Source organism: Pseudoduganella sp. R-34, assembly GCF_049904655.1.
Taxonomy (GTDB): domain Bacteria; phylum Pseudomonadota; class Gammaproteobacteria; order Burkholderiales; family Burkholderiaceae_D; genus Rugamonas.
Window position 1 is genome coordinate 334,947 of sequence record NZ_CP184572.1, and the last position, 20,631, is coordinate 355,577.

Below are 20,631 nucleotides of genomic sequence, written 5' to 3' on the forward strand. Positions count from 1 at the left end.
ATACCCCCATGATTACCCTGACATCCGCACCTGTCGCGCCCCTGCTGAACCGCCTGTTTGACGAAGCCAAAAGCACGCGTGTGCCCGCCATCGCCGCCTTCGCCGCTCTGCCGGAAGAGGAGCGCGTGCGCATCATGAGCAGCAAGACCGGTTATCGCGAAATCTACGCGGACCTGAAAGATGCCGCGATCCCGGTGTCGCGCGAGACGGGCCTGCTGCTGTACATGTTGGCGCGCAACGCCAAGGCAAACGTGATCGTCGAATTCGGCACCTCGTTCGGCATCTCGACCCTGCACCTGGCTGCAGCCCTGCGCGACAACGGCGGCGGCCTGCTGATCACCACGGAGTTCGAGCCATCCAAGGCACAGCGCGCCCGCGAGAATCTTGAGGCAGGCGGCCTGCTTGACCTGGTTGAAATCCGCGAGGGCGACGCACTGGAAACCCTGCGCGCCGGCTTGCCGGAACAGATCGATCTACTGCTGCTTGATGGCGCCAAAGGCCTGTACTTCGACATCCTGCGCCTGGTGGAACACCGCCTGCGTCCCGGCGCGCTGATCATCGCCGACAATGCAGATTACTGCCCTGAGTACATGTCGGTGGTGCGCGAGCCGGACGGCGACTACCTGTCCTTGCCGTTGCCCGGCGACGTTGAACTTTCGATGAAGCGCAACTAAGTCACGAAGCGTCCGCCCACTCCATCGAGCGCTGCACCGGGGAAGTAGCGGCTCAGGCGACCGGTATTGCAGAGGGACTTGTGCTTTCATTTGATCGCTGTCGCCGCAGCCCTGATTCTGATCAGCTATTCCCCGAACAGGATAGCGACATGCCGTAGCAAACGCATGCCAAGACATGGGCACCGACGTGGTCGTCTAAATACCCGCTTCGGGTTCGTGGAAAAAAAATTGATCATAATCGATCTTTTGCGTCATAAATGATCGTGTTTAACCTATAATTTATTTTATTATTGATCGCTTTAAATCGATCAAGTTTGAGCTAAAATATCGATCATGATCGATATTTTTACACTCGCATGGACATCAAAAAGTTACAACTTGGACAGTTAAGCGAGGCCTTGCGAGGTGTTCACATTCCTCCGCGCCCACCTGTTGGCTGGATTCAATCAATTCGCAAAACGGTAGGAATGACCACCCGTCAACTAGCGGAACGCATGGGAGTTGCGCAAAGCACGGTCGTGGCCATGGAACAGTCGGAAAAAGGTGGCACGATCACATTGGACAGTTTGCATCGTGCTGCCGAGGCATTGGATTGTGAGTTGCGCTATGTTTTGGTTCCTCGTCAAGAGTTGCAAACCAAGGTCGAACAACAAGCGACCATCGTTGCGAAGAGAAACATCGCGAAAGTTGCTCACACGATGAGCCTGGAGAATCAAGAACCGTCGGATAAATTCAAGAATTCCTTGCTGAACGAAGAAAAGGAAAGAATCATGAGAGGGCGCTGGGGCAAGCTATGGGACCGCTAGGCGGATCGCACGCCCCCGGCGCCACACCAAACGATCCGGATGAGGTAGCAGGCCTGATCCCTAAACACATCACCACCCGTGGAGAGCTCGACGAATGGGAAACATCGAATATCTTAGCGGGGAGAAATTGGGCGTTTAACAACCGCTATCGCGGCGACATTCTCTCTGAGGACTATGTACGAAAACTGCATAAGCAGATGTTTGGCAAAACATGGAAATGGGCTGGCACATTTCGCAACACTGAGAAATCGATTGGTGTCGATCCGGCACGAATTGCAGTGGACCTACACAATCTACTCGGCGACGTGAAAACTCAGCTCGAGTTCAGTTCGTATCCTCTGGACGAGATCGCCACTCGGCTACATCATCGTCTCGTCTTGATCCATCCATTTCCGAACGGGAACGGTCGCCACGCTCGGCTTCTCACAGAGGTCTTCCTGCAAGTGAATGGCGCTGCGCCATTCACTTGGGGACAAGTCAACTTGAACGCCGCATCGGCAACACGTTCTGCTTACATCGCTGCACTACAAGCGGCTGACGCGCGCGATTACGCTCCCTTGTTGAATTTCGTAAGGTCATAATCCTCATGCTGACCAAATTTGGTCGGCATGAGGTTAGGCGGCACGGCGAGCTGAATATGTCGTGGCGATTATTCGACAGTCACAGATTTCGCCAGATTACGTGGCTTGTCAACGTCGGTACCGCGTGCGAGGGCTGTGTGATAGGCCAGCAGCTGCAGCGCAACCACGTGCAGGATCGGCGACAACTGGCCGTAGTGTTCCGGCAGGCGGATCACGTGCAGGCCGTCGCCTGAGGTGATGCGCGAATCGACGTCGGCGAAGACGTAGAGCTGGCCGCCGCGGGCGCGCACTTCCTGCATGTTCGATTTCAGTTTTTCCAGCAGCGCGTCGTTCGGGGCGATGGTCACCACCGGCATTTCGTCGGTCACCAGCGCCAGCGGGCCGTGTTTCAGTTCACCGGCTGGATAAGCTTCCGCGTGGATGTACGAAATCTCTTTCAGCTTCAGCGCGCCTTCCAGGGCGATCGGGTAGTGCATGCCGCGGCCCAGGAACAGGGCGTTTTCCTTGCGCGCGAATTCTTCGGCCCAGGCGATGATCTGCGGTTCCAGCGCCAGCACGGCGGCAATGGCGGAAGGCAGGTGGCGCATGGCTTTCAGGTGTGCAGATTCCTGTTCTTCGGTCAGCAGGCCATTCACTTGTGCCAGGCTGAGGGTCAGCAGGAACAGGGCGGCGAGCTGGGTGGTGAAGGCTTTGGTCGATGCCACGCCTACTTCAACACCGGCACGGGTGATGTAGGCCAGTTTGCACTCGCGCACCATGGCGCTGGTGGCCACGTTGCAGATGGTCAGGGTGTGCTCCATGCCCAGGCTGCGCGCGTGCTTCAGCGCGGCGATGGTGTCGGCGGTTTCGCCGGACTGGGAGATGGTCACCACCAGGGTCTTAGGATTCGGCACGCTGTCGCGGTAACGGTATTCGGAGGCGATCTCCACGCTGACCGGTACTTTGGCGATCGATTCGATCCAGTACTTGGCGGTCGATCCGGCATAGTAGCTGGTGCCGCAGGCGAGGATCAGCACGCGGTCGATTTCCTTGAAGACCTTGTAGGCGCCGTCGCCGAACAGTTCCGGCATGATGCCGGTCACGCCTTCCAGCGTGTCGCCGACCACGCGTGGCTGCTCGAAGATTTCCTTCTGCATGAAGTGGCGGTATGGACCCAGTTCCGCCGCGCCGGTGTGGGCGTGCACAGTCTTTACTTCGCGCTGCACCAGTTTGCCGTCGACGTCGACGATCCAGACGCGGCCCAGTTGCAGGTCGACCACGTCGCCTTCTTCCAGGTAAATGATCTGGTCGGTGGTGCCGGCCAGCGCCATGGCGTCGGAGGCGACGAAGTTTTCACCCTGGCCGATGCCGACGATCAGCGGCGAGCCCTGGCGCGCGGCGACCACGCGGTGCGGCTCTTCGCGGCAGAACACGGCGATGGCGTAGGCGCCGTGCAGGCGCTTGACGGCGTGCTGCACGGTGTCGAACAGGTCGCCGTTGTACATGTGGTCGACCAGGTGGGCGATCACTTCGGTGTCGGTCTGGCTGGTGAAGACGTAACCCAGGGCGGTCAGTTCGGCGCGCAGTTCGTCGTGGTTTTCAATGATGCCGTTGTGGACCAGGGCGATGCGGGCGGCCGACTCGCTTGGCGAGAAGTGCGGGTGGGCGTTGTGCGAGGCTGGGGCGCCGTGGGTGGCCCAACGCGTGTGGGCAATGCCGGTGAAGCCGTTCAGGCCACCTTCGTCGATCTGCTTTTCGAGGTCGGCCACGCGGGAGGTGCTGCGGGAGCGCTGCAGTTTGCCGTCCAGGTGCAGGGCGACGCCGCAGGAGTCGTAGCCGCGGTATTCCAGGCGCTTCAGGCCTTCAACCAGGATCGGGGTGATATTGCGCTGGGCTACAGCGCCGACGATACCGCACATACGCGACCTCATTCTTTAAAAGTTAATGAATGCATGCTAGAGCAGGCGCAGAGAAATTTGCTTTCTCATTTTTCCATACTGTGAAAGAATATTTCTCACGACACTTTGCTAGAAATTTTATTTCAAATTATGGTCTTTGATGAAATCGACCGTCGCATCCTCAATGCTTTGCAGAAGGATGCCTCTCAAACCAACGCTGAACTGGCTGCTGCCGTGCACGTGTCCGCGCCTACCTGTTTGCGCCGGGTCAAGCATTTGCGCGATTCCGGGGTAATAGAACGGGAGGTTGCCCTGGTTGCGGCGGATAAGGTCGGGGCGCACCTGACGGCGGTTGTGGAAATCTCCCTGGATATCCAGGCCGCTGAGCGGATGACGGAATTCGAGGCGCTGGTGGCGCCGGAACCGGCCATACTCCAGTGCTATCGCGTCTCTCCCGGGCCGGATTTCGTGCTCATCGTGCAGGTGTCGGACATGCCGGCCTACCATGCATTGGCCCACCGTTTGTTCGCCGGGCAGGCCAATGTGCGCAATGTCAAAGCCTACTTTTCCACTTTCCGGAGCAAGTTCGAGACCAGCATTCCGGTCTGAGCCAGTTATCCCGGTTTATACCGGGCTAAGCACAGGCTTATACACATCTTTTTCCACACCACCGCGCCGCTCCGGCGCGGTTATCCAGCGATACGCACCGCATATCCTCGCGTTTTCCGCAGGGTTTCCCACATCCTTATCCACAGTTTTAAGTTATCCGTGGTTGTTAGCCGGTATTCCCCAGGCTTTTCCACAGACGCAGTGCAACGGCGCGCTGTGTGGATAATCTACGCGTGTCGGCCGCCTCTTATCCAAGGCCTGTCCCATGGTTTTCATGCGGAATTGCACCGGCTTTTACACATCTTTATCCACAGCGCTAGAATGGGGCATGAACTACCTCGCACATATCTACCTGGCACGCCATAGCGAGGCGGCCATGGTCGGCGCCATGCTGGGCGATTTCGTCAAAGCGAACGGCGGGGATCACTACGCGCCGGAGATCGCGAATGAGATCGCGCTGCACCGATTTATCGACTCTTTCACGGATAGTCACCCGGTAGTGACCGAGGCCAAAAGCTTGTTCACGGAAGGCCGACGGCGTTATGCGGGCATCGTTCTGGACGTGTTCTACGACCATATCCTGAGCCAGCGCTGGGACGAATACTGCGAGGAGCCGCGCCAGGAACTGATCGAGCGCTTCTACGCCGCCCTGGCGGCGCATGAAGGGCAGTTGCCGGAACGGCTGCGCGAAATCCTGCCCAAGCTGATCAAGCAGGACTGGCTGGGTGCTTATGGGGAGTTCAGCGGGGTCGAGCTGGCGCTGACCCGCATGTCGGACAGGTTAAGCCGGAACGGCCACCTGCTGCGCGAGGGCATCGGGGAAGTGCAGCAGCACTACGAAGCGATCGCCGATGGTTTCGATCGCTTCTTCCCCGAGCTGGTGAAATTTACTTACCAGCGCCGCCGCCAGTTCTCGGTTGCTTAGGTCTTCTTTACCTTCACTGGGCGCTTCCAGCCTTCAACCGTCAACTGTTTAGGGCGCGAGATGGTCAGCTTGCCGGCTGGTGCGTCCTTGGTCAGCGTCGTGCCGGCGCCGATGGTCGCGCCTGCGCCCACGGTTACAGGCGCCACGAGCTGGCTGTCGCTGCCGATGAAGGCGTCGTCTTCGATCACGGTGCGGAACTTGTTCGCGCCATCGTAGTTGCAGGTGATGGTGCCGGCGCCGATGTTCACGCGCGAACCGACGGTAGCATCGCCCACGTAAGCCAGGTGGTTTGCCTTGCTGTGCGCGGCGACCTGGCTGTTCTTGATTTCGACGAAGTTACCCACATGGACGTCTTCACCCAGTTCGGTGCCAGGGCGCAGGCGGGCATAAGGTCCGATCTGGCCCTTGTCGCCGACCACCGCTTCTTCGATATGGGTAAAAGCCTTGATATTGGCGCCGGCGCCGATCTTCGCGTTAATCAGCACGCAGTTCGGACCGATGGTTGCGCCCTCGCCGATTTCGACCTTGCCTTCGAAGACGCAGCCAACGTCGATGGTCACATCGCGGCCACAAGTCAGCTCGCCACGCACGTCGATACGCGCAGGGTCGGCCAGGGTCACGCCTTTGTCCAGCAGGCAGTTGGCGACATTGCGCTGGTAGATGCGTTCCAGTTCGGCCAGTTGGGCCTTGCTGTTCACGCCCAGCACTTCCCACGCTGCGGCAGGGTGGGCCGAGACGACTTGCACGCCTTCTTCCACCGCCATGGCGACGATATCGGTCAGGTAGTACTCGCCTTGCGCGTTTTCGTTTTTCAGCTTGCCCAGCCACTGCTTCAGCTTGGCGGTCGGGATCACCATGATGCCGGAATTGATTTCCTTGATCAGGCGCTCGGCTTCTGTGGCATCCTTCTCTTCAACGATGCGCTGGATCGCTCCGCCCACGCGAACGATGCGACCCAGGCCGAACGGGTTGTCCTGCACCACGGTCAGGATGCCCAGCTTGTCCTTGCCGGCGGCTTCGGCCAGGCGTTTCAGGGAAGCGGCGGAAGTCAGCGGCACGTCGCCATACAGCACCAGGGTTGGCTGGTCGTCGTCGAGGTGCTCCAGGCCTTGCTGGACAGCGTGGCCGGTGCCGAGTTGCGGTTCCTGCAGGGCGGCCGAGATTTCGGTGCCGGGAACGGCCTTGTGCTTGTCCAGCGAAGCCAGCACCGCTGCGCCGCCGTGCCCGTAAATGACGCACAATTTAGCCGGAGACAGGCTGCGCGCGGTGTCGATGACGTGGGACAACAGAGGCTTGCCGGCTACGGGATGCAAAACTTTTGGCAGCGCCGACTGCATGCGCTTACCCATGCCGGCGGCGAGAATGACGACGTTCATAGACCGTAGTTTTCTTGTGTGAGTTAAAAGATGAAAAAGTTTAACACGTGCATCGTGCTGGCTTTTGCCCTTCTGCTCGCAGCATGCAGCTCCCTGCGGCTGGCTTATAACAACGGCGATACCTTGCTGTACTGGTGGCTCGACGCCTACGTCGATTTCGACAGCGAACAGAAGGCGGAGGTCAAGCAGGATATCGACGAATTTTTCCGCTGGCACCGCAAGACCCAGCTTCAGGACTATGTTCAGTTCCTGCAAAAGGCCCAACGCCAGTTGCGCGGCAACCCGACGCAGGCCGACCTGATGGCCGACTATGTGGATATCCGCGACCGTACCGAGGCGCTGCTGCTGCGCTCTGCCCCCGATATCGCGGAGCTGGCGCTGTCGCTCAAGCCCGAGCAACTCGCCGGCATGGAGAAGAAGTTCACCAAGAACAATGTCAAATTCCACAAGGAGAACATGAAGGGCGATGCCCAGGACCAGAACAAGTTCCGCTTCAAGAAGTCGATGGAACAGTTCGAACTATGGTTCGGTGGTTTCAGCGATGAGCAGGAAGCCATCATCCGCAAGACCTCCGACGCGCGGCCGCTGGATAATGCGCTGTGGCTCGACGAGCGTATCCGGCGCCAGCAGAAGATCATGAACCTGGCGCGCAAGATCATGACCGAGCGGCCGAGCAAGCAAGTGGCCACGCAGTGGGTCGAAGAATTGATCCGCTCGGGCTTTGACCGCTTGGACGCATCTGAACGCAAAGCCTTCTTCGAGAACTATACCCAGTCGACCGTGGAACTTGTCCACACCGTCGTGCGCATCACTACGCCAGAGCAGAAAGCCCACGCGCAAAAGCGCATGGAAGGCTGGATCAAGGACCTGAATACCCTTGCGGCGCAAGTGCATTAAGCCTTGGCGCCCAGACGGCATGAGATAATGCCGGCCATGCAAAAAAAGAAAGTCCCCAACCAGGTCCGCATCATTGGCGGCGACTGGAAGCGCACGCCATTGCCGGTGCTGGAAGCACTAGGCCTCCGCCCAACGCCAGACCGCGTGCGCGAAACCGTCTTCAACTGGATCAACCACCTGCACGATGCCGCCTGGAGCGACACCCAGGTGCTGGACCTGTTTGCCGGCAGCGGCGCCCTCGGTTTCGAGGCCGCCAGCCGCGGCGCGGCCAAGGTCACCATGGTTGACGCCAACAGCGCCGTCGTGCGCCAGCTGGAAGCCAACCGCGAAAAGCTGAAAGCCACCAATATCGCCATTCAGCGCGGCGACGCCTTGGCGACGGCGCAATCGCTGGCCGGCCGCGGCGCCAGATTCGACCTGATTTTCCTCGACCCGCCTTACCAGCAAGGCCTGCTGGAGCGCGCGCTGCCGCTGTGCCGCGCGCTGCTCAAGGACGGCGGCCTGGTTTATGCCGAGGCGGAAGCACCGCTGGCCTTCGACGGCTGGGAAGTGGTGCGTGCCGACAAGGCGGGCATGGTGTACTACCACCTGCTTCAGGCATTGCCTGAAAATGAGGCATAATTCTTCTTTGTCCTAAGCCAAACGCATGGAGTTGCAATGGTTGTAGCAGTTTATCCGGGTACTTTCGACCCGCTGACCCGGGGTCACGAAGACCTGGTGCGCCGCGCATCGGGCCTGTTCGACACACTGATCGTCGGCGTGGCCGATAGCCAGAACAAGCATCCGTTCTTCACGCTTGAAGAACGGCTGGAAATTGCCAACGAAGTGCTGGGCCATTATCCAAACGTCAAAGTCGAGAGCTTTTCCGGCCTGTTGAAAGACTTCGTGCGCGAGCACGATGCACGCGTGATTGTGCGCGGCCTGCGCGCCGTGTCCGACTTCGAGTTTGAATTCCAGATGGCGGGCATGAACCGCTACATGCTGCCGGATGTGGAAACGCTGTTCCTGACCCCATCCGACCAGTACCAGTTCATCTCGGGCACCATCGTGCGCGAGATCGCAGAGCTTGGCGGCGACGTATCCAAGTTTGTTTTCCCGTCCGTCGACCGCTGGCTGCGTAAAAAGATCGCAGCGCGCAAGGGCGAATAAGAGAGTAATGCCATGGCTTTAATGATTACCGACGACTGCATCAATTGCGACGTGTGCGAGCCCGAGTGCCCGAACGACGCGATCTACATGGGTCCGGAGATCTACGAAATTGATCCCAACAAGTGCACCGAATGCGTCGGTCACTTCGATGAACCGCAGTGCCAGCAGGTCTGCCCGGTCTCTTGCATTCCATTTAATCCAGATTGGCGGGAAAGCAAGGAGCAACTGTTGGCAAAATTCGAGAAATTGCAGGCAGATAAGACCTGATGCCTCCCAAAAAGGGTAGCTCTGCGGTATATTGCTACTTGATACAAACGGAGACAAAATGAGTATTACTCGCCGTAAACTTTTACAAACTGCTGCCGCCGCCGCTTTCCTGGCCGCCAGCAGCCTGCCCGCATTTGCCGCCGAAGTAGCGGGTGTCAAATTCCCCGAAACGGTCAGCGTAGCCGGCCATGACCTCAAGCTGAACGGCGCCGGCGTGCGCACCAAGCTGGTGTTCAAGGTCTACGCGGTAGGCTTTTACCTGCAAGAAAAGAAAACCACCGTGCAGGACGTGCTGAGCGTTGGCGGGCCGCGCCGCATTCGCATCGTCGCCATGCGTGACCTGAGCTCGGACGACTTCGGCATGGCCTTCATGAAGGGCCTGAACGACAACGTCAGCCCGGAAGAACGCACCAAGCTGCTGCCTCAGACCAAGGCTTTCGGGGAGATTTTTGCCCAGTTCCCTGGACTGAAGAAGGGCGACGAGCTGATCGTGGACTGGAACCCTTCGACCGGCTCCCAGCCGTTCCTGAACGGGAAGAAGGTCGGGGAAACGCTGCCGGACCAGGCGTTCTTCAACGCCATCATGCGCATCTGGATCGGCAACAAGCCGGTTGATTCTTCGCTGAAACCGAAACTGCTGTCGGGCGCGGAAAAAACAGCCCCAACACCGGAAACGAACTGATTGCTGCGCTGCGGAAGGCTTACGCGCGGCAGGCCATTGCTCGCAGTTCTGCGACGTGGCTAGGCGAGCCTTCCATCGAATTCAGCATACGCTTGAACATCATGGTGTCGCGCATCAGGCGACGTTGCAAGCGTTCCTCTTTGCTCAACTTTGGCTTAACGACAAGCACGGCAGCGCGGGCGATACCACGCAGCAGCGGCTTGAACACGAATGCCAGCGCCAGCGCCAGGATCACCAGCGGTAGGTACTGTGCAAATTCGATGATGTTAATGTAAGTAGACATGGCCGTTTCTATACCTTTAGAATCTATTGGTACTATAGTGCGCCGCAACATATAACGCCAATTCCGTTTCTCCATAACAATCATTATTGGTGTGAATGACCGATGAGCTTTCTGACCCTGGACCTGAATCTGCTGCGCGTTTTCGACGCGGTAATGACTGAGCAGAACCTGACGCGCGCTGCCGGCCACCTGGCCATGACGCAGCCGGCGGTGTCGAATGCCATCAAGCGCCTGCGCGAAAGCCTGGGCGACGACTTACTGATCCGCACGGCCTATGGCGTAAAGCCGACGCCCAGGGCGGAAGCGCTGTGGCCCCAAGTCCGCAGCGCACTGGCCTCGCTGGAAGCTGCGGTGACGCCGGGCACGTTTGACGTGTCCAAGACCCATGCCACGTTCCGCATGGCGATGGCCGATGCAACGGCCGCGTTCTGGCTGCCTTCCCTGATGCGCTCGATTGAACGCGAAGCGCCAGGCGTGAACATCCGCATGGTCCCTTTGACAACGCGGGAGCCGCGGCCGATGCTGCTGCGCGGGGATATCGACCTGGCGGTCGGCTTCTTCCCTGGCGTCGCAGCGCAGTTGATGAGCGAACCGAGCTCACCGATTCGCCATGAACGCCTGTATTCCGGGATTTACGTGGCCGTGATGCGGCGCGGGCACCCGCTGGCCAAGCAAGACCTGACGCTGGATAACTACTGCGGGGCCAACCACCTGCTGGTCAGCTTTTCCGGCCGTGCGCATGGCCTGGTCGACGAAGCGCTGGCGCAGATTCAGCGCGAACGCCGCATCCTGCTGACGGTGAACCAGTTCTTCACCGCTGGCCGCGTGGTGGCCAATAGCGACCTGATCACCGTGTTGCCGAAGCACCTGATCGCCTCCACTGGCATGACAGATGCGCTGATCTACAAAGAGCTGCCATTCCAGCTCCCAGCCGTACACCTGGACATGCTCTGGCACGAACGCGACGCCCGCAGCCCAGCCCACAAATGGCTGCGCAGCCACCTCGAGAGCATGAACTCGGTCGCCCAGAAGACCGCCCCCGGCACCAATCCCAAAAACGACACCTACTAAGCCTACAGCCGGGCTCGTGTCACACCATGGGGTCACACCCCAAGTGTGACACGGCCTCATCGGCTGTTTGGCAGAAAACGGTCGATTGCCCTCGCGACTGTCCGTATTGATACTTCGAAGTGGTTTGCGATTTGCCCGCGCGTGTAGGCGCCGGTTTGAAACGCACGCGCCATGGCTTCGTCGCGGTCTGGGTAAATCGAAGCGAAGGTGATTAAGGATTGAGCATCTTCCGATTGCGGATTGGGACGTTCTTTATGAAAGCGCAGTGGATCGGGTAGATCGATCCCATTCGCGACGAACTCCTGGTAGGCGGCGATTCTTTGGCTCCGGTCCCCTGATCCAAATTGCGAGAGCAGCCAGCTGGTTTCGAGCCAACCGGGCGCATCGTCAAGGGCGAGATAGTACCGATGACTGCTCCAAGGCCAATCGGCGGCATCATGTACGAGTTTTGCCCGTACGGGATTGAGACTGATATAGCGGGCCACTGCGAGCATTTGCTCACTTCTTGCCACGTTGACCGCGTGGAAGCGGCCTTGGATAACGTGACCGGTTAATCCGTGCCGATGGTTGAAGTGCTGGCAGTAAGAGGAATTCAGCTGAAGCATAGCGGCCGACAAATTGGCTTGAACCGTTTCTATCAACAAATGATAGTGGTTCGGCATCAGGCAAAAGGCATATACCTTAAGCTCGTGCTTGTCCACGGTTTCAGACAATGTGTCGAGCCAAATCAGGTGATCGCGCCGGTCATGATAAATGGCAGCACGACGATTCCCACGCGAAGTTACGTGGTAGATCGCTCCAGGAAATACGATGCGGGGGGCGCGGCTCATAACTGCAACGCTAGCATCTGAACATGCCGTGCATGCTGAGGAAAATCAAACAGTTGAGCCCGTGTCACACTTGGGGTGTGACCCCAAGGTGTGACACGAAGTGAGCCGTAGTTAGGCGTCGAGGGTCATCAGGCTGGCGTTGCCGCCGGCGGCGGTGGTGTTGACGCATAGGGCGCGTTCGGCAATCAGGCGCCACAGCGGGATGTCGCCTTCTTCCGTCGTGTCGATGACCGATACGATCGCTGCGTCGCGTGCGGCCAGTTCTGGGCGCAACTTGGCGCCGAGGCTGGATTCCACCAGGGCGATCTGGAAGTCGGCTTTTGACATGTCGGCGGCGGCTACTGTCTGGATCACGGCTTTTACGTCTCCTGGCAGGTCTGCCGGCAACGAACCATCTACTATCAGGGCGCGATTGCCGGTCGACAGGGCGGCTGCAATCTGGTTCAGCAGCACGTCGGTGTGCGAGGCGAAGCAGGCGATATTGCCGCGTGGGACGTAGGCCAGCGTATTGCGCTCACCCGTCGGTCCTGGCAGGACCGTCAGGCTGCCCACTGGCGTGGTGCGTGCGTAGCTTTCGATATGCGCTGCGAGGCGGCTCTTGCCTTGTGCCTTGGCCCATGCGGCGAGCGAGTCGATTGCAGGCACCCCCTGGCGCTCGTGGCGCTCTAGCGTGACAGCGCCGCGCTGCAGGCGCTTCAGGTACAGCGGGCCGCCGGCTTTCGGGCCGGTGCCGGATTTGCCTTCGCCGCCGAATGGCTGCACACCCACCACGGCGCCGACGATGTTGCGGTTGACGTAGATGTTGCCTACGTGTGCGCTGGTGGTGATGTAGTCGATCGTTTCGTCGATGCGCGAGTGCACGCCGAGGGTCAGGCCAAAGCCGCTGCCGTTGATTTGCTCGATCACTTTCGGGAGTTCGGAACGCTTGTAGCGGATCACGTGCATCACCGGGCCAAACACTTCCTTGGTCAGCTCGGACAGGGAGCTGATCTCCAGCACCGTCGGCGGCACGAACGTTCCGGCGTCGGCGCCTGGTACTTCCAGGGAGAAGCTGGCCTTGGCGTGGGCGCGTACTTTTTCGATGTGCGATAGCAGGTTTTGTTGCGCTTCCTTGTCGATCACAGGGCCGATGTCGGTCACCAGGCGGTCTGGCGAGCCGATTCGCAGCTCTTTCATCGCGCCTTTCAGCATCTTGATTGTCTTGTCGGCGATGTCTTCTTGCAGGAACAGCACGCGCAACGCGGAGCAGCGCTGGCCAGCGCTGTCGAAGGCTGACGAAATCGCGTCGCCGACCACTTGTTCCGGCAGCGAGGAGGAGTCGACGATCATCGCATTCTGGCCGCCGGTTTCTGCGATCAGCGGGATGTCCACATTTTCAGCAACCGAGCGCTTGGCCAGGGTACGGTTGATCAGCTGCGCCACTTCGGTGGAGCCGGTGAAGATCACGCCTTTTACGCGGGTGTCGTTGCACAGGCCTGCGCCAACCACTTCGCCGCGGCCTGGCAGGAATTGCAGCGCTGCGCGCGGTACGCCGGCTTCGTGCAGCAGTTCTACTGCGCGTTGCGCGATCAGCGGCGTTTGTTCGGCTGGTTTTGCCAGCACCACATTGCCCGCTGCCAGTGCTGCGGCGGCCTGGCCCGTGAAGATCGCCAGCGGGAAGTTCCATGGGCTGATGCAGGTCACAGGGCCCAGCGCCAGCGTGTTGGTGCTGCCGCGCACTTGCACTGCGTAGTAGCGCAGGAAGTCGACTGCTTCACGCACTTCGGCAATTGCGTTCGGCAGCGATTTGCCGGCTTCGCGCACGGCCAGCGCCATCAGCTCCAGTTTGTGGGTTTCGAACAGGTCGGCGGCACGATCCAGGCAGGCGGCGCGTTGCGATGGTTCGGTGGTTTGCCAATCCATGGCGAATTGGCTGGCTGCGTTCAGGGCGTTGTTGACGTCATCTGCAGTGGCTTCGGTCACCGAACCTACGACGTCGTCCTTGCGGGCTGGGTTGATGACAGGTTGCGCAACCTGGCCAGCAATGGCGTCAACTGCGAGCAGCGGGCCGGCGGTCCAGCTGCGCGGTTGTGCCAGCGCCAGCGAAACTTCGCGCAGCACGTCCTCGTTCGACAGGTCGATACCGGCGGAGTTCTTGCGTTCTGCGCCGAACATGTCCAGCGGGAGTGCGATGCCGTTGTGCGGTACGCCATTCAGTTTGCGTGCGGCTTCGATCGGATTGGTGATCAGGGAGTCAACCGGAATGCTTTCGTCGACGATCTGGTTCACGAACGAGGAGTTGGCGCCGTTTTCCAGTAGGCGGCGTACCAGGTAGGCGAGCAAGGTTTCGTGCGAGCCGACCGGTGCGTAAATGCGGCAAGCCTTGTCGAGGTTTTCTGCGCCGACCACCTGGTCGTACAGGGTCTCGCCCATGCCGTGCAGGCATTGGAATTCGTAGCCGTTGATGCCGTCGCGCTTGGCCCAGGTGTAGATCGTGGACAGCGTTTGGGCATTGTGGGTGGCGAATTGCGGGTAGATCACGTCGCTTGCTGCCAGCAGTCGCTGTGCGCAAGCCAGGTACGATACGTCGGTGTAAACCTTGCGCGTATAGACCGGGTAGCCAGGCATGCCATCGACCTGGGCGCGCTTGATCTCAGCATCCCAGTAGGCGCCTTTCACCAGGCGCACCATGAATTTGCGGCCGCTGCGCTTTGCCAGGTCGACCAGGTAGTCGATCACGAATGGGCAGCGCTTCTGGTAGGCCTGCACCACGAAGCCGATGCCGTCGAAGCCTTCCAGTTCAGGATTGAAGGCCATTGCTTCCATCAGGTCCAGGGACAGCTCCAGGCGATCGGCCTCTTCGGCGTCGATATTCAGGCCGATGTTGTAGCCCTTGGCCAGTTTGACCAGGGCGGTGAGGCGCGGCAGCAGTTCGGTCATCACGCGTTCGCGCTGGGCGCGGCTGTAGCGCGGGTGCAGTGCGGACAGCTTGACGGAAATGCCTGGACCATTGCGGATGCCGCGGCCATTCGATGCCTTGCCGATGGAGTGGATCGCCTTTTCGTAAGCGGCGTAGTAATTGGCTGCATCGGCTTCGGTCAGCGCTGCTTCGCCCAGCATGTCGTAAGAATAACGATAGCCGCGCGCTTCGTTGTCCTTGCCGTTCTTGATTGCTTCATCGATCGTCTGGCCGGTGACGAACTGGTTGCCCAGCATGCGCATCGCCAGGTCGACGCCTTTGCGGATCAACGGTTCGCCACCTTTGGCGATCAGGCTGGTGATCGCCGAGCCGAGCCCTTCTTCGCTGGAGGAGCTGACCAGTTTGCCAGTAATCAGCAAGCCCCAGGTCGCTGCATTCACGAACAGGGAAGGCGATTCGCCCAGGTGCTTGCGCCAGTCGCCTTTGGAAATCTTGTCCGCGATCAGGCGGTCGGCGGTGGCGGAGTCAGGAATACGTAACAGTGCTTCGGCCAGGCACATCAAGGCGATGCCTTCTTCGGACGAGAGCGAGAATTGATGCATCAGCGCATCCACACCGGAGGAACGGGTGCGTTTTTCACGAACAGCGGTTACCAGGCGCTTGGCCAGGGACTGTGCATCTTGCGTAGTTTCCGGGGAACCGACGTTAATTTGCGACAGAAGCCATTGCACGGCAGTTTGTTCGTCGCGGCGGTACGCAGCGGTGATGGCGCTGCGCAGCGGAGTGGGATCGCGCAGGATTTCTGCTTGAAGTGCGGCGAACGGAGTGGTGTTCAGATGCATGAATGTCTCTATTGGCTAGTATGTAAAAAAGCTGGGCGTTGACACAAAAACACGCCCGGCAAACCCTGTTTGCGCGGGCGTGTTGTGCAGTGCAACTAATGATTCGATTGTACGGCGGAATCGCTCGGATTAATTCTGGTAATACTTATTACTAGCAATAGATAGTTTTTGGTGAGAGAATTTGACCGAATAAAATTAATAGTGGGGATGTAATGCTGGACAAGATCAGTAAGAAGATTCTGGCCGAGTTGCAGAACGATGGCCGGATCAGCAATGTGGAACTGGCTGCGCGAGTGAACCTGTCACCTGCCGCTTGCCTTGAGCGGGTGCGAAAGCTGCACGAGGCCGGCTACATCATGGGGTATACGGCGCAGCTGAACCCGCAGCTACTGGATGTTTCGCTGCTGGTGTTCATTGAAGTCGTGCTGGATCGTACTACGCCGGAGGTGTTTGATGCCTTCAAACACAGTGTCCAGCTCATTCCCGAAGTCCTGGAATGCCATATGGTTGCCGGCGGTTTTGACTACCTGGTCAAGGCGCGTGTGAAAGACATGGCGGCTTACCGCGAGTTCCTTGGGAAAACTTTGCTGCAGAAGGGGGTGCGCGAGACCCACACTTATGCGGTGATGGAAGAAGTGAAAAACACTACCAAACTGCCGATCAAGTAAGCGATTTGCAGAAATTCTGGATGACGCCATAGGCGTAGCGAGCGGCGACGGTTTGCACGAAGTGCATGAAATCCGTCGCCGCTTCTTCGTTGGCGTTGTCGGAAATCGTCCTCATGATGGCAAACGGTATTCCCAGTTCGTGGCAAACCTGGGCAACTGCTGCGCCTTCCATTTCGACTGCCAATAGATCAGGCAGTGCGTCTTTCAAGGCTCCCAGATGGGCCCTGTCCTTGATGAATTGATCTCCACTACCGATCAGGCCGCGGTGCACCAGTGCGTTGTTTTGCAGGAATTCGCGTGTAGCCAGGCTGAGTTTCAGGCTCAATTCGCGATCTGTAGGCATGCGTGAAAGCCCGGTCAGCGGTATTTCGAAGCGTGGAAACAGCGGGCTGGCATCAAAGTCATGTTGTGCCAGGGAATCCGCGACGACAACATCTCCAACTTGAACCCCCAGGTCTGCAGAACCGGCAACGCCGGTAAAGATGATGTGGGTAACGTTGAACTTCTCCACAAGTGTTGCAGCAGTCACAGCAGCAGCGACCTTGCCAATTCGCGATAAAACAGCCACAGAATCGATTTTCCAGAGTTTTCCGGCCGTGTACTCACGCTTACCGTGAATGAGCTTGTAGGGGCTCTCCATGGCTTCCAGTAGACCTTGTTGTTCTTCTGCCAAGGCGGAGATGATCCCGAGACGCATGCGCGAGTTTTCCTCTATTTATTTAAAGTTGTATACGAAAGGATAGTAGTAGATAGTAAACGCGACCCTGTCTGTGGATAAAGCTGTTAACATCCACAGAATCAGAAGTTTACGAATTGTAGAACTGGCTGGACAAGAACTGCATGTAAACCGGACGAGTTCTGAACAAATTTTGTGCGTGAACTCAAAAACGGTGTTTACACACATTCGATCCTGTGGATATTCATTGACTTATCAACAGGTGGTGTAGTTTTTCAGCAGAAATTGGCACTCCGAACAGGTATCCCTGGCCGTAATCGCATCCTGCAGCGATCAAAATTTCCAGTTGGGCCTCGTTTTCGACCTTTTCCGCGATGACTTTGATGTCGAGTCTATGGGCCATGGCGACAATTGCCTCGCACAGGAGTTGGTTGTCGCTGAAGCTGGTGTCCAGCTTGAGGAAATCGATCTTGAAACGCTTCAGGAAGTTGAGGGACGAGTAGCCATAGCCAAAATCGTCCAGGGATATCTGGAGATGGGCGTCCCTGAGCGACTCCATGCGATGCACGACTTCGCGGTTCGCTTCCAGTAGCAAGCCTTCGGTTATTTCAATCACCATCGAGCGGGGTGAAAGTGCCTGCTCGCGCAGCAATTCCAACCAATGTTCGACGCCTACTGCTTCGTGGCGGAACTGCCAGGCTGATTTGTTCACGCAAACCTTGAAGTCATTGCCGAAGCTCGCTGCCAGGGCTGCTGCTTCCTGGAAGACCCATTCTCCGATGGCCGCGATGATGCCGGTATTTTCGGCAACGCCGATGAACTCGGCTGGTTTAAGCAAACCGCGCTGGGGATGTTCCCAACGAATGAGCGCTTCCGCCATTTCGATTTTGTTTGTGGCGAGGTGGCGGATTGGCTGGAACAGAAGCCGTAATTCCTTGTTTTTTAAAGCGCTATGCAACTCCTTGGCCAGTTCGATACGCATCTGGCTGGCTTCCTGCATGAAGGGCGCGAAGTAGTTGAAGCGGTTCCGGCCCTGCTGTTTCGCGAGATACATCGCCTGGTCTGCATTTTTGATGAGCACTTCAGCATCGTCGCCGTCGTCCGGAAACAGGGATATGCCTACGCTGCCTGAAATATGGGCGATTTCGTGCTTGAGCTGGAAGGGCCTGGACAGGCTATGCAGGATTTCCTGCACGATCCTGACTACATCGCCGGGCTCTTTGAGCTCGCTGAGTATGACTGTGAATTCATCTCCTCCAAGGCGGGCTACGGTATCGGTATTGCGTACGCACTCGTGCAGGCGTTCCGCCACTTGTTTGAGCAGGATGTCGCCAAAGTCGTGGCCAAGCGTATCGTTGACGGCTTTGAATCCATCCAGGTCGATGAAGATCAGCGCCATCGGCAGTTGGTCGCGCGCTGCTTTTTTGATCTCCTGGCGCAGGCGGTCATTGAACATACGCCGGTTGGGTAGTCCTGTCAGGTTATCGAAGTTAGCCTGTTTCCAGATCGCTTCCTCGGTGGCCTTTTTCTTCGTAATATCAGTGAACAGGGCGACGTGTCGCAGCGGGTTACCGTTGTCATCGAACACAGTGTTGAAACGCAGCGAAACCAGATAATGGTCGCCATTCTTGTGCTGGTGCCAGATTTCCCCTTCCCAGTAGCCAGTGTGGGTGATGGTTTGCCGCATGCGGCTGTAGAACTTGATGTTCTGGTGGCTGGAAGTCAGTTCGTAAGCAAGATGGCCAATGACTTCTTCGGAGGCGTAGCCGCTGATCTGGGAGAACGCCGGATTTACGGAAAGAATTCGGCCTTCGGCATCGGTCACCATCATGCCTTCGGAGGCATTTTCGTACATTAGGGTGGCCAGTTTGCTGGATTCTTCGTGACGCTTTCGCTCGCTGATGTCCTCCGCCATGACGAAGAGGCCAATGACATTTCCGTATTCGTCACGATCGGGCACGTAGGTGATGGCGTCGCAGCGCTCCTGGTCTTTACGCTGCATACCGCGTTCGAAATGGACAGTTTCGCCGGCAAAGGCGCGTTCGAGATGTGGTTTGGTTTCGGCGTACAACTCTGGCGGCAAGACTTGCTGCAGTTCCTCACCATTGCCGTAAATTTCAGCAAAGCGCCGGTTCTTGAAGGAGTAATGTTCGTCGCGGTCCATGTACGCGATCACGATTGGCAGATTGTCGGCTATCAGGCGTAAGCGCTGTTCGCTGCTAGCCAGTTTTTTTTCGGTTTCGGTCGATGTTGCGTAGAGGATCCGGTAGCGGCGTTCGCGTTCTTCGGCTGCAGCAAAGGATCGCAAGGCATAGACGATGGCGGCCAGGATCAGCGTGAAAATCAGGAATAGTGCGACGCCGGCAATCAGGAATTGGCGTTGTGAAATCAGAGCAAGGCCGACATTGGAATTTCCGACAGTGACCACCAGGGGAAGGTTCGGCAATTTGCGGTAGCTGGCGATGCGGGATTTTTTGTCGATAGGGCTGACGGTGTTAATTGTGCCAGTTGGATTGCTGCCGAAGGCGCGATAGACATTTGAGTCTCGGATATCTCGGTTAAAGGTTTGGTCAAAAAGTGGTGCGCGAGCCACGATATGTCCATTGGTGTGGAACAGAGTGATTGTCACGTCTTCGCTCAGGCGTGAGTTTTCGAAAGTCTCGGCAAGATTGCTGGCATCCACCGGGGCGACAATCACTCCCAGGAACTTGCCATCAGCGTCTTCAACCCTGCGGCTCAGGAAGAACAGGCGCGACTTTGAGACTTTGCCTATGGTTGGTTCTCCAATAAACAGCCCGTTTCCTGGCTTGAGCTGGGCTTGGAAGTAGTCCCGATCAGCATAGTTCACGCCTTTGACGGCGATATCGCGCGAGCTGGCTGCTGCATAGCCATTCGGATCCAGGAAAGTGATCCAAAAATTGCTTCCGAAGAATGCACCGCGCGAGGAGAGCAAGCTATCGATTGTCTGTGGCGTATACGGGGCGACCTTGATTGCATTCGAAAAGCCTAGCAGGGCAATGTCGGATAGCTGGATTGTGCTGAGTACGTGCGCTTCGATAGCTCGTGCGTAGTGCTGGGTTTGCTTACGAATAGCTTGTTCGCGATCGCTTGCAGAAGATGCGAGTTGCCAGGCGACGACTGCCGTGGCGAGCAGGGCGAGCATCGTCATGGTGACGAGCAATCGCCTGCGAAAGCGTCGATAGGCTTCGGTGGTCGACAAGAGCCCCTCCAGGCGAATTGCATGGAACAACTTGCTTGTTCAGTATAGGTGGAGAGTTTTGTTTACGTTAGATTAGTGTGTATACAAAGTAGTAATGGTTGTTAACAACCCCGACTTTCTGTGGATAAGTGCACCTTGCGGAGAAAAATCAGGGGTTTACGGGCTGTATAAGCAGGCGCGTAAACCTTGCGTGAGTTGCGGACTGTTTTTGGACAATTTTGGGCGGTTTTCGGGAAGTCTTGTTTACTCACAAACGATGCCTGTGGATATTCATAGCGTTATCCACAGCTTCGGACCAG

The 20,631-nt window shown here is 57.9% G+C and carries 19 protein-coding genes; 12 read left to right on the forward strand and 7 right to left on the reverse strand.

The features are described 5' to 3' along the window. The first annotated feature begins 8 nt into the window (after nucleotides 1-8). The 3 genes from ACN9MW_RS01575 (at nucleotide 9) to ACN9MW_RS01585 (ending at nucleotide 2,061) form a co-directional block, all read left to right on the forward strand. Nucleotides 9-674, forward strand: a complete 666-nt coding sequence (locus ACN9MW_RS01575; RefSeq protein ID WP_426166927.1) for an O-methyltransferase — start codon at nucleotides 9-11, stop codon at nucleotides 672-674. 356 nt (nucleotides 675-1,030) lie between these two features. After that, nucleotides 1,031-1,480 carry a mobile mystery protein A gene (locus tag ACN9MW_RS01580; RefSeq protein WP_426166929.1) on the forward strand — a complete coding sequence of 150 codons (450 nt, stop codon included), beginning with the start codon at nucleotides 1,031-1,033 and terminating at the stop codon, nucleotides 1,478-1,480. Continuing rightward, a complete protein-coding gene (locus tag ACN9MW_RS01585) occupies nucleotides 1,468-2,061 on the forward strand; it encodes a mobile mystery protein B (protein ID WP_426166931.1) in 594 nt (197 codons plus the stop codon). The genes ACN9MW_RS01580 and ACN9MW_RS01585 overlap by 13 nt, the downstream gene beginning before the upstream one ends. A 68-nt stretch (nucleotides 2,062-2,129) precedes the next feature. Here ACN9MW_RS01585 and glmS read toward each other — a convergent pair whose 3' ends face one another. Continuing rightward, nucleotides 2,130-3,959, reverse strand: coding sequence for a glutamine--fructose-6-phosphate transaminase (isomerizing) (gene glmS, locus ACN9MW_RS01590; RefSeq protein WP_426166933.1), 1,830 nt, complete (start codon nucleotides 3,957-3,959; stop codon nucleotides 2,130-2,132). Nucleotides 3,960-4,088: 129 nt separating this feature from the next. Between glmS and ACN9MW_RS01595 the strand changes: the two genes are divergently transcribed. Together ACN9MW_RS01595 and ACN9MW_RS01600 are read left to right on the forward strand one after the other, a co-directional pair. Next, the gene (locus ACN9MW_RS01595; protein WP_426166935.1) at nucleotides 4,089-4,547 is read left to right on the forward strand and encodes an Lrp/AsnC family transcriptional regulator; all 459 of its coding nucleotides are present in this window, start codon (nucleotides 4,089-4,091) and stop codon (nucleotides 4,545-4,547) included. Between the two features lie 328 nt (nucleotides 4,548-4,875). Continuing rightward, nucleotides 4,876-5,472 (forward strand): ACP phosphodiesterase, encoded by a 597-nt coding sequence (locus ACN9MW_RS01600; RefSeq protein WP_426166937.1) that lies wholly within the window; start codon nucleotides 4,876-4,878, stop codon nucleotides 5,470-5,472. Here ACN9MW_RS01600 and glmU read toward each other — a convergent pair. Further along, the gene (gene glmU, locus ACN9MW_RS01605) at nucleotides 5,469-6,848 is read right to left on the reverse strand and encodes a bifunctional UDP-N-acetylglucosamine diphosphorylase/glucosamine-1-phosphate N-acetyltransferase GlmU (protein ID WP_426166939.1); all 1,380 of its coding nucleotides are present in this window, start codon (nucleotides 6,846-6,848) and stop codon (nucleotides 5,469-5,471) included. The two genes, ACN9MW_RS01600 and glmU, sit on opposite strands and share 4 nt — an antisense overlap. Before the next feature lie 30 nt (nucleotides 6,849-6,878). On the opposite strand from glmU, the gene ACN9MW_RS01610 reads away from it, so the two are divergent. The 5 genes from ACN9MW_RS01610 to ACN9MW_RS01630 are packed head-to-tail and all read left to right on the forward strand — an operon-like array spanning nucleotide 6,879 to nucleotide 9,843. Continuing rightward, nucleotides 6,879-7,745 carry a DUF6279 family lipoprotein gene (locus ACN9MW_RS01610; protein ID WP_426166941.1) on the forward strand — a complete coding sequence of 289 codons (867 nt, stop codon included), beginning with the start codon at nucleotides 6,879-6,881 and terminating at the stop codon, nucleotides 7,743-7,745. A 36-nt stretch (nucleotides 7,746-7,781) separates the two neighbouring features. Continuing rightward, on the forward strand, nucleotides 7,782-8,366 hold the full coding sequence (gene rsmD / locus ACN9MW_RS01615; RefSeq protein WP_426166943.1) for a 16S rRNA (guanine(966)-N(2))-methyltransferase RsmD: 585 nt from the start codon (nucleotides 7,782-7,784) through the stop codon (nucleotides 8,364-8,366). 36 nt (nucleotides 8,367-8,402) lie between these two features. Then, nucleotides 8,403-8,894, forward strand: a complete 492-nt coding sequence (gene coaD / locus ACN9MW_RS01620; RefSeq protein WP_057262219.1) for a pantetheine-phosphate adenylyltransferase — start codon at nucleotides 8,403-8,405, stop codon at nucleotides 8,892-8,894. A gap of 12 nt (nucleotides 8,895-8,906) precedes the next feature. Beyond that, on the forward strand, nucleotides 8,907-9,161 hold the full coding sequence (locus tag ACN9MW_RS01625) for a YfhL family 4Fe-4S dicluster ferredoxin (RefSeq protein ID WP_426166945.1): 255 nt from the start codon (nucleotides 8,907-8,909) through the stop codon (nucleotides 9,159-9,161). Nucleotides 9,162-9,219: 58 nt separating this feature from the next. Next, a complete protein-coding gene (locus tag ACN9MW_RS01630) occupies nucleotides 9,220-9,843 on the forward strand; it encodes a chalcone isomerase family protein (RefSeq protein WP_426166947.1) in 624 nt (207 codons plus the stop codon). A 19-nt stretch (nucleotides 9,844-9,862) separates the two neighbouring features. Here ACN9MW_RS01630 and ACN9MW_RS01635 read toward each other — a convergent pair whose 3' ends face one another. Then, nucleotides 9,863-10,126: a hypothetical protein gene (locus tag ACN9MW_RS01635; protein WP_426166949.1), complete on the reverse strand. Its 264-nt coding sequence runs from the start codon at nucleotides 10,124-10,126 to the stop codon at nucleotides 9,863-9,865. Between the two features lie 102 nt (nucleotides 10,127-10,228). On the opposite strand from ACN9MW_RS01635, the gene ACN9MW_RS01640 reads away from it, so the two are divergent. After that, nucleotides 10,229-11,197 carry a LysR family transcriptional regulator gene (locus ACN9MW_RS01640; protein WP_426166951.1) on the forward strand — a complete coding sequence of 323 codons (969 nt, stop codon included), beginning with the start codon at nucleotides 10,229-10,231 and terminating at the stop codon, nucleotides 11,195-11,197. A gap of 56 nt (nucleotides 11,198-11,253) precedes the next feature. Here the strand turns inward: ACN9MW_RS01640 and ACN9MW_RS01645 are convergent, their stop codons facing one another. Next, nucleotides 11,254-12,027, reverse strand: coding sequence for an REP-associated tyrosine transposase (locus ACN9MW_RS01645; protein WP_426166953.1), 774 nt, complete (start codon nucleotides 12,025-12,027; stop codon nucleotides 11,254-11,256). A gap of 111 nt (nucleotides 12,028-12,138) precedes the next feature. Then, nucleotides 12,139-15,768, reverse strand: a complete 3,630-nt coding sequence (gene putA / locus ACN9MW_RS01650) for a trifunctional transcriptional regulator/proline dehydrogenase/L-glutamate gamma-semialdehyde dehydrogenase (RefSeq protein WP_426166955.1) — start codon at nucleotides 15,766-15,768, stop codon at nucleotides 12,139-12,141. A 212-nt stretch (nucleotides 15,769-15,980) separates the two neighbouring features. Here putA and ACN9MW_RS01655 point away from each other — a divergent pair, with 212 nt between their 5' ends. Continuing rightward, nucleotides 15,981-16,436, forward strand: a complete 456-nt coding sequence (locus ACN9MW_RS01655; RefSeq protein WP_028103394.1) for an Lrp/AsnC ligand binding domain-containing protein — start codon at nucleotides 15,981-15,983, stop codon at nucleotides 16,434-16,436. Here ACN9MW_RS01655 and ACN9MW_RS01660 read toward each other — a convergent pair. Together ACN9MW_RS01660 and ACN9MW_RS01665 are read right to left on the reverse strand one after the other, a co-directional pair. After that, the gene (locus ACN9MW_RS01660; protein ID WP_426166957.1) at nucleotides 16,429-17,133 is read right to left on the reverse strand and encodes a 5'-methylthioadenosine/adenosylhomocysteine nucleosidase; all 705 of its coding nucleotides are present in this window, start codon (nucleotides 17,131-17,133) and stop codon (nucleotides 16,429-16,431) included. The two genes, ACN9MW_RS01655 and ACN9MW_RS01660, sit on opposite strands and share 8 nt — an antisense overlap. Before the next feature lie 223 nt (nucleotides 17,134-17,356). Beyond that, the gene (locus tag ACN9MW_RS01665; RefSeq protein ID WP_426166959.1) at nucleotides 17,357-20,332 is read right to left on the reverse strand and encodes a bifunctional diguanylate cyclase/phosphodiesterase; all 2,976 of its coding nucleotides are present in this window, start codon (nucleotides 20,330-20,332) and stop codon (nucleotides 17,357-17,359) included. Between the last annotated feature and the right edge of the window lie 299 nt (nucleotides 20,333-20,631).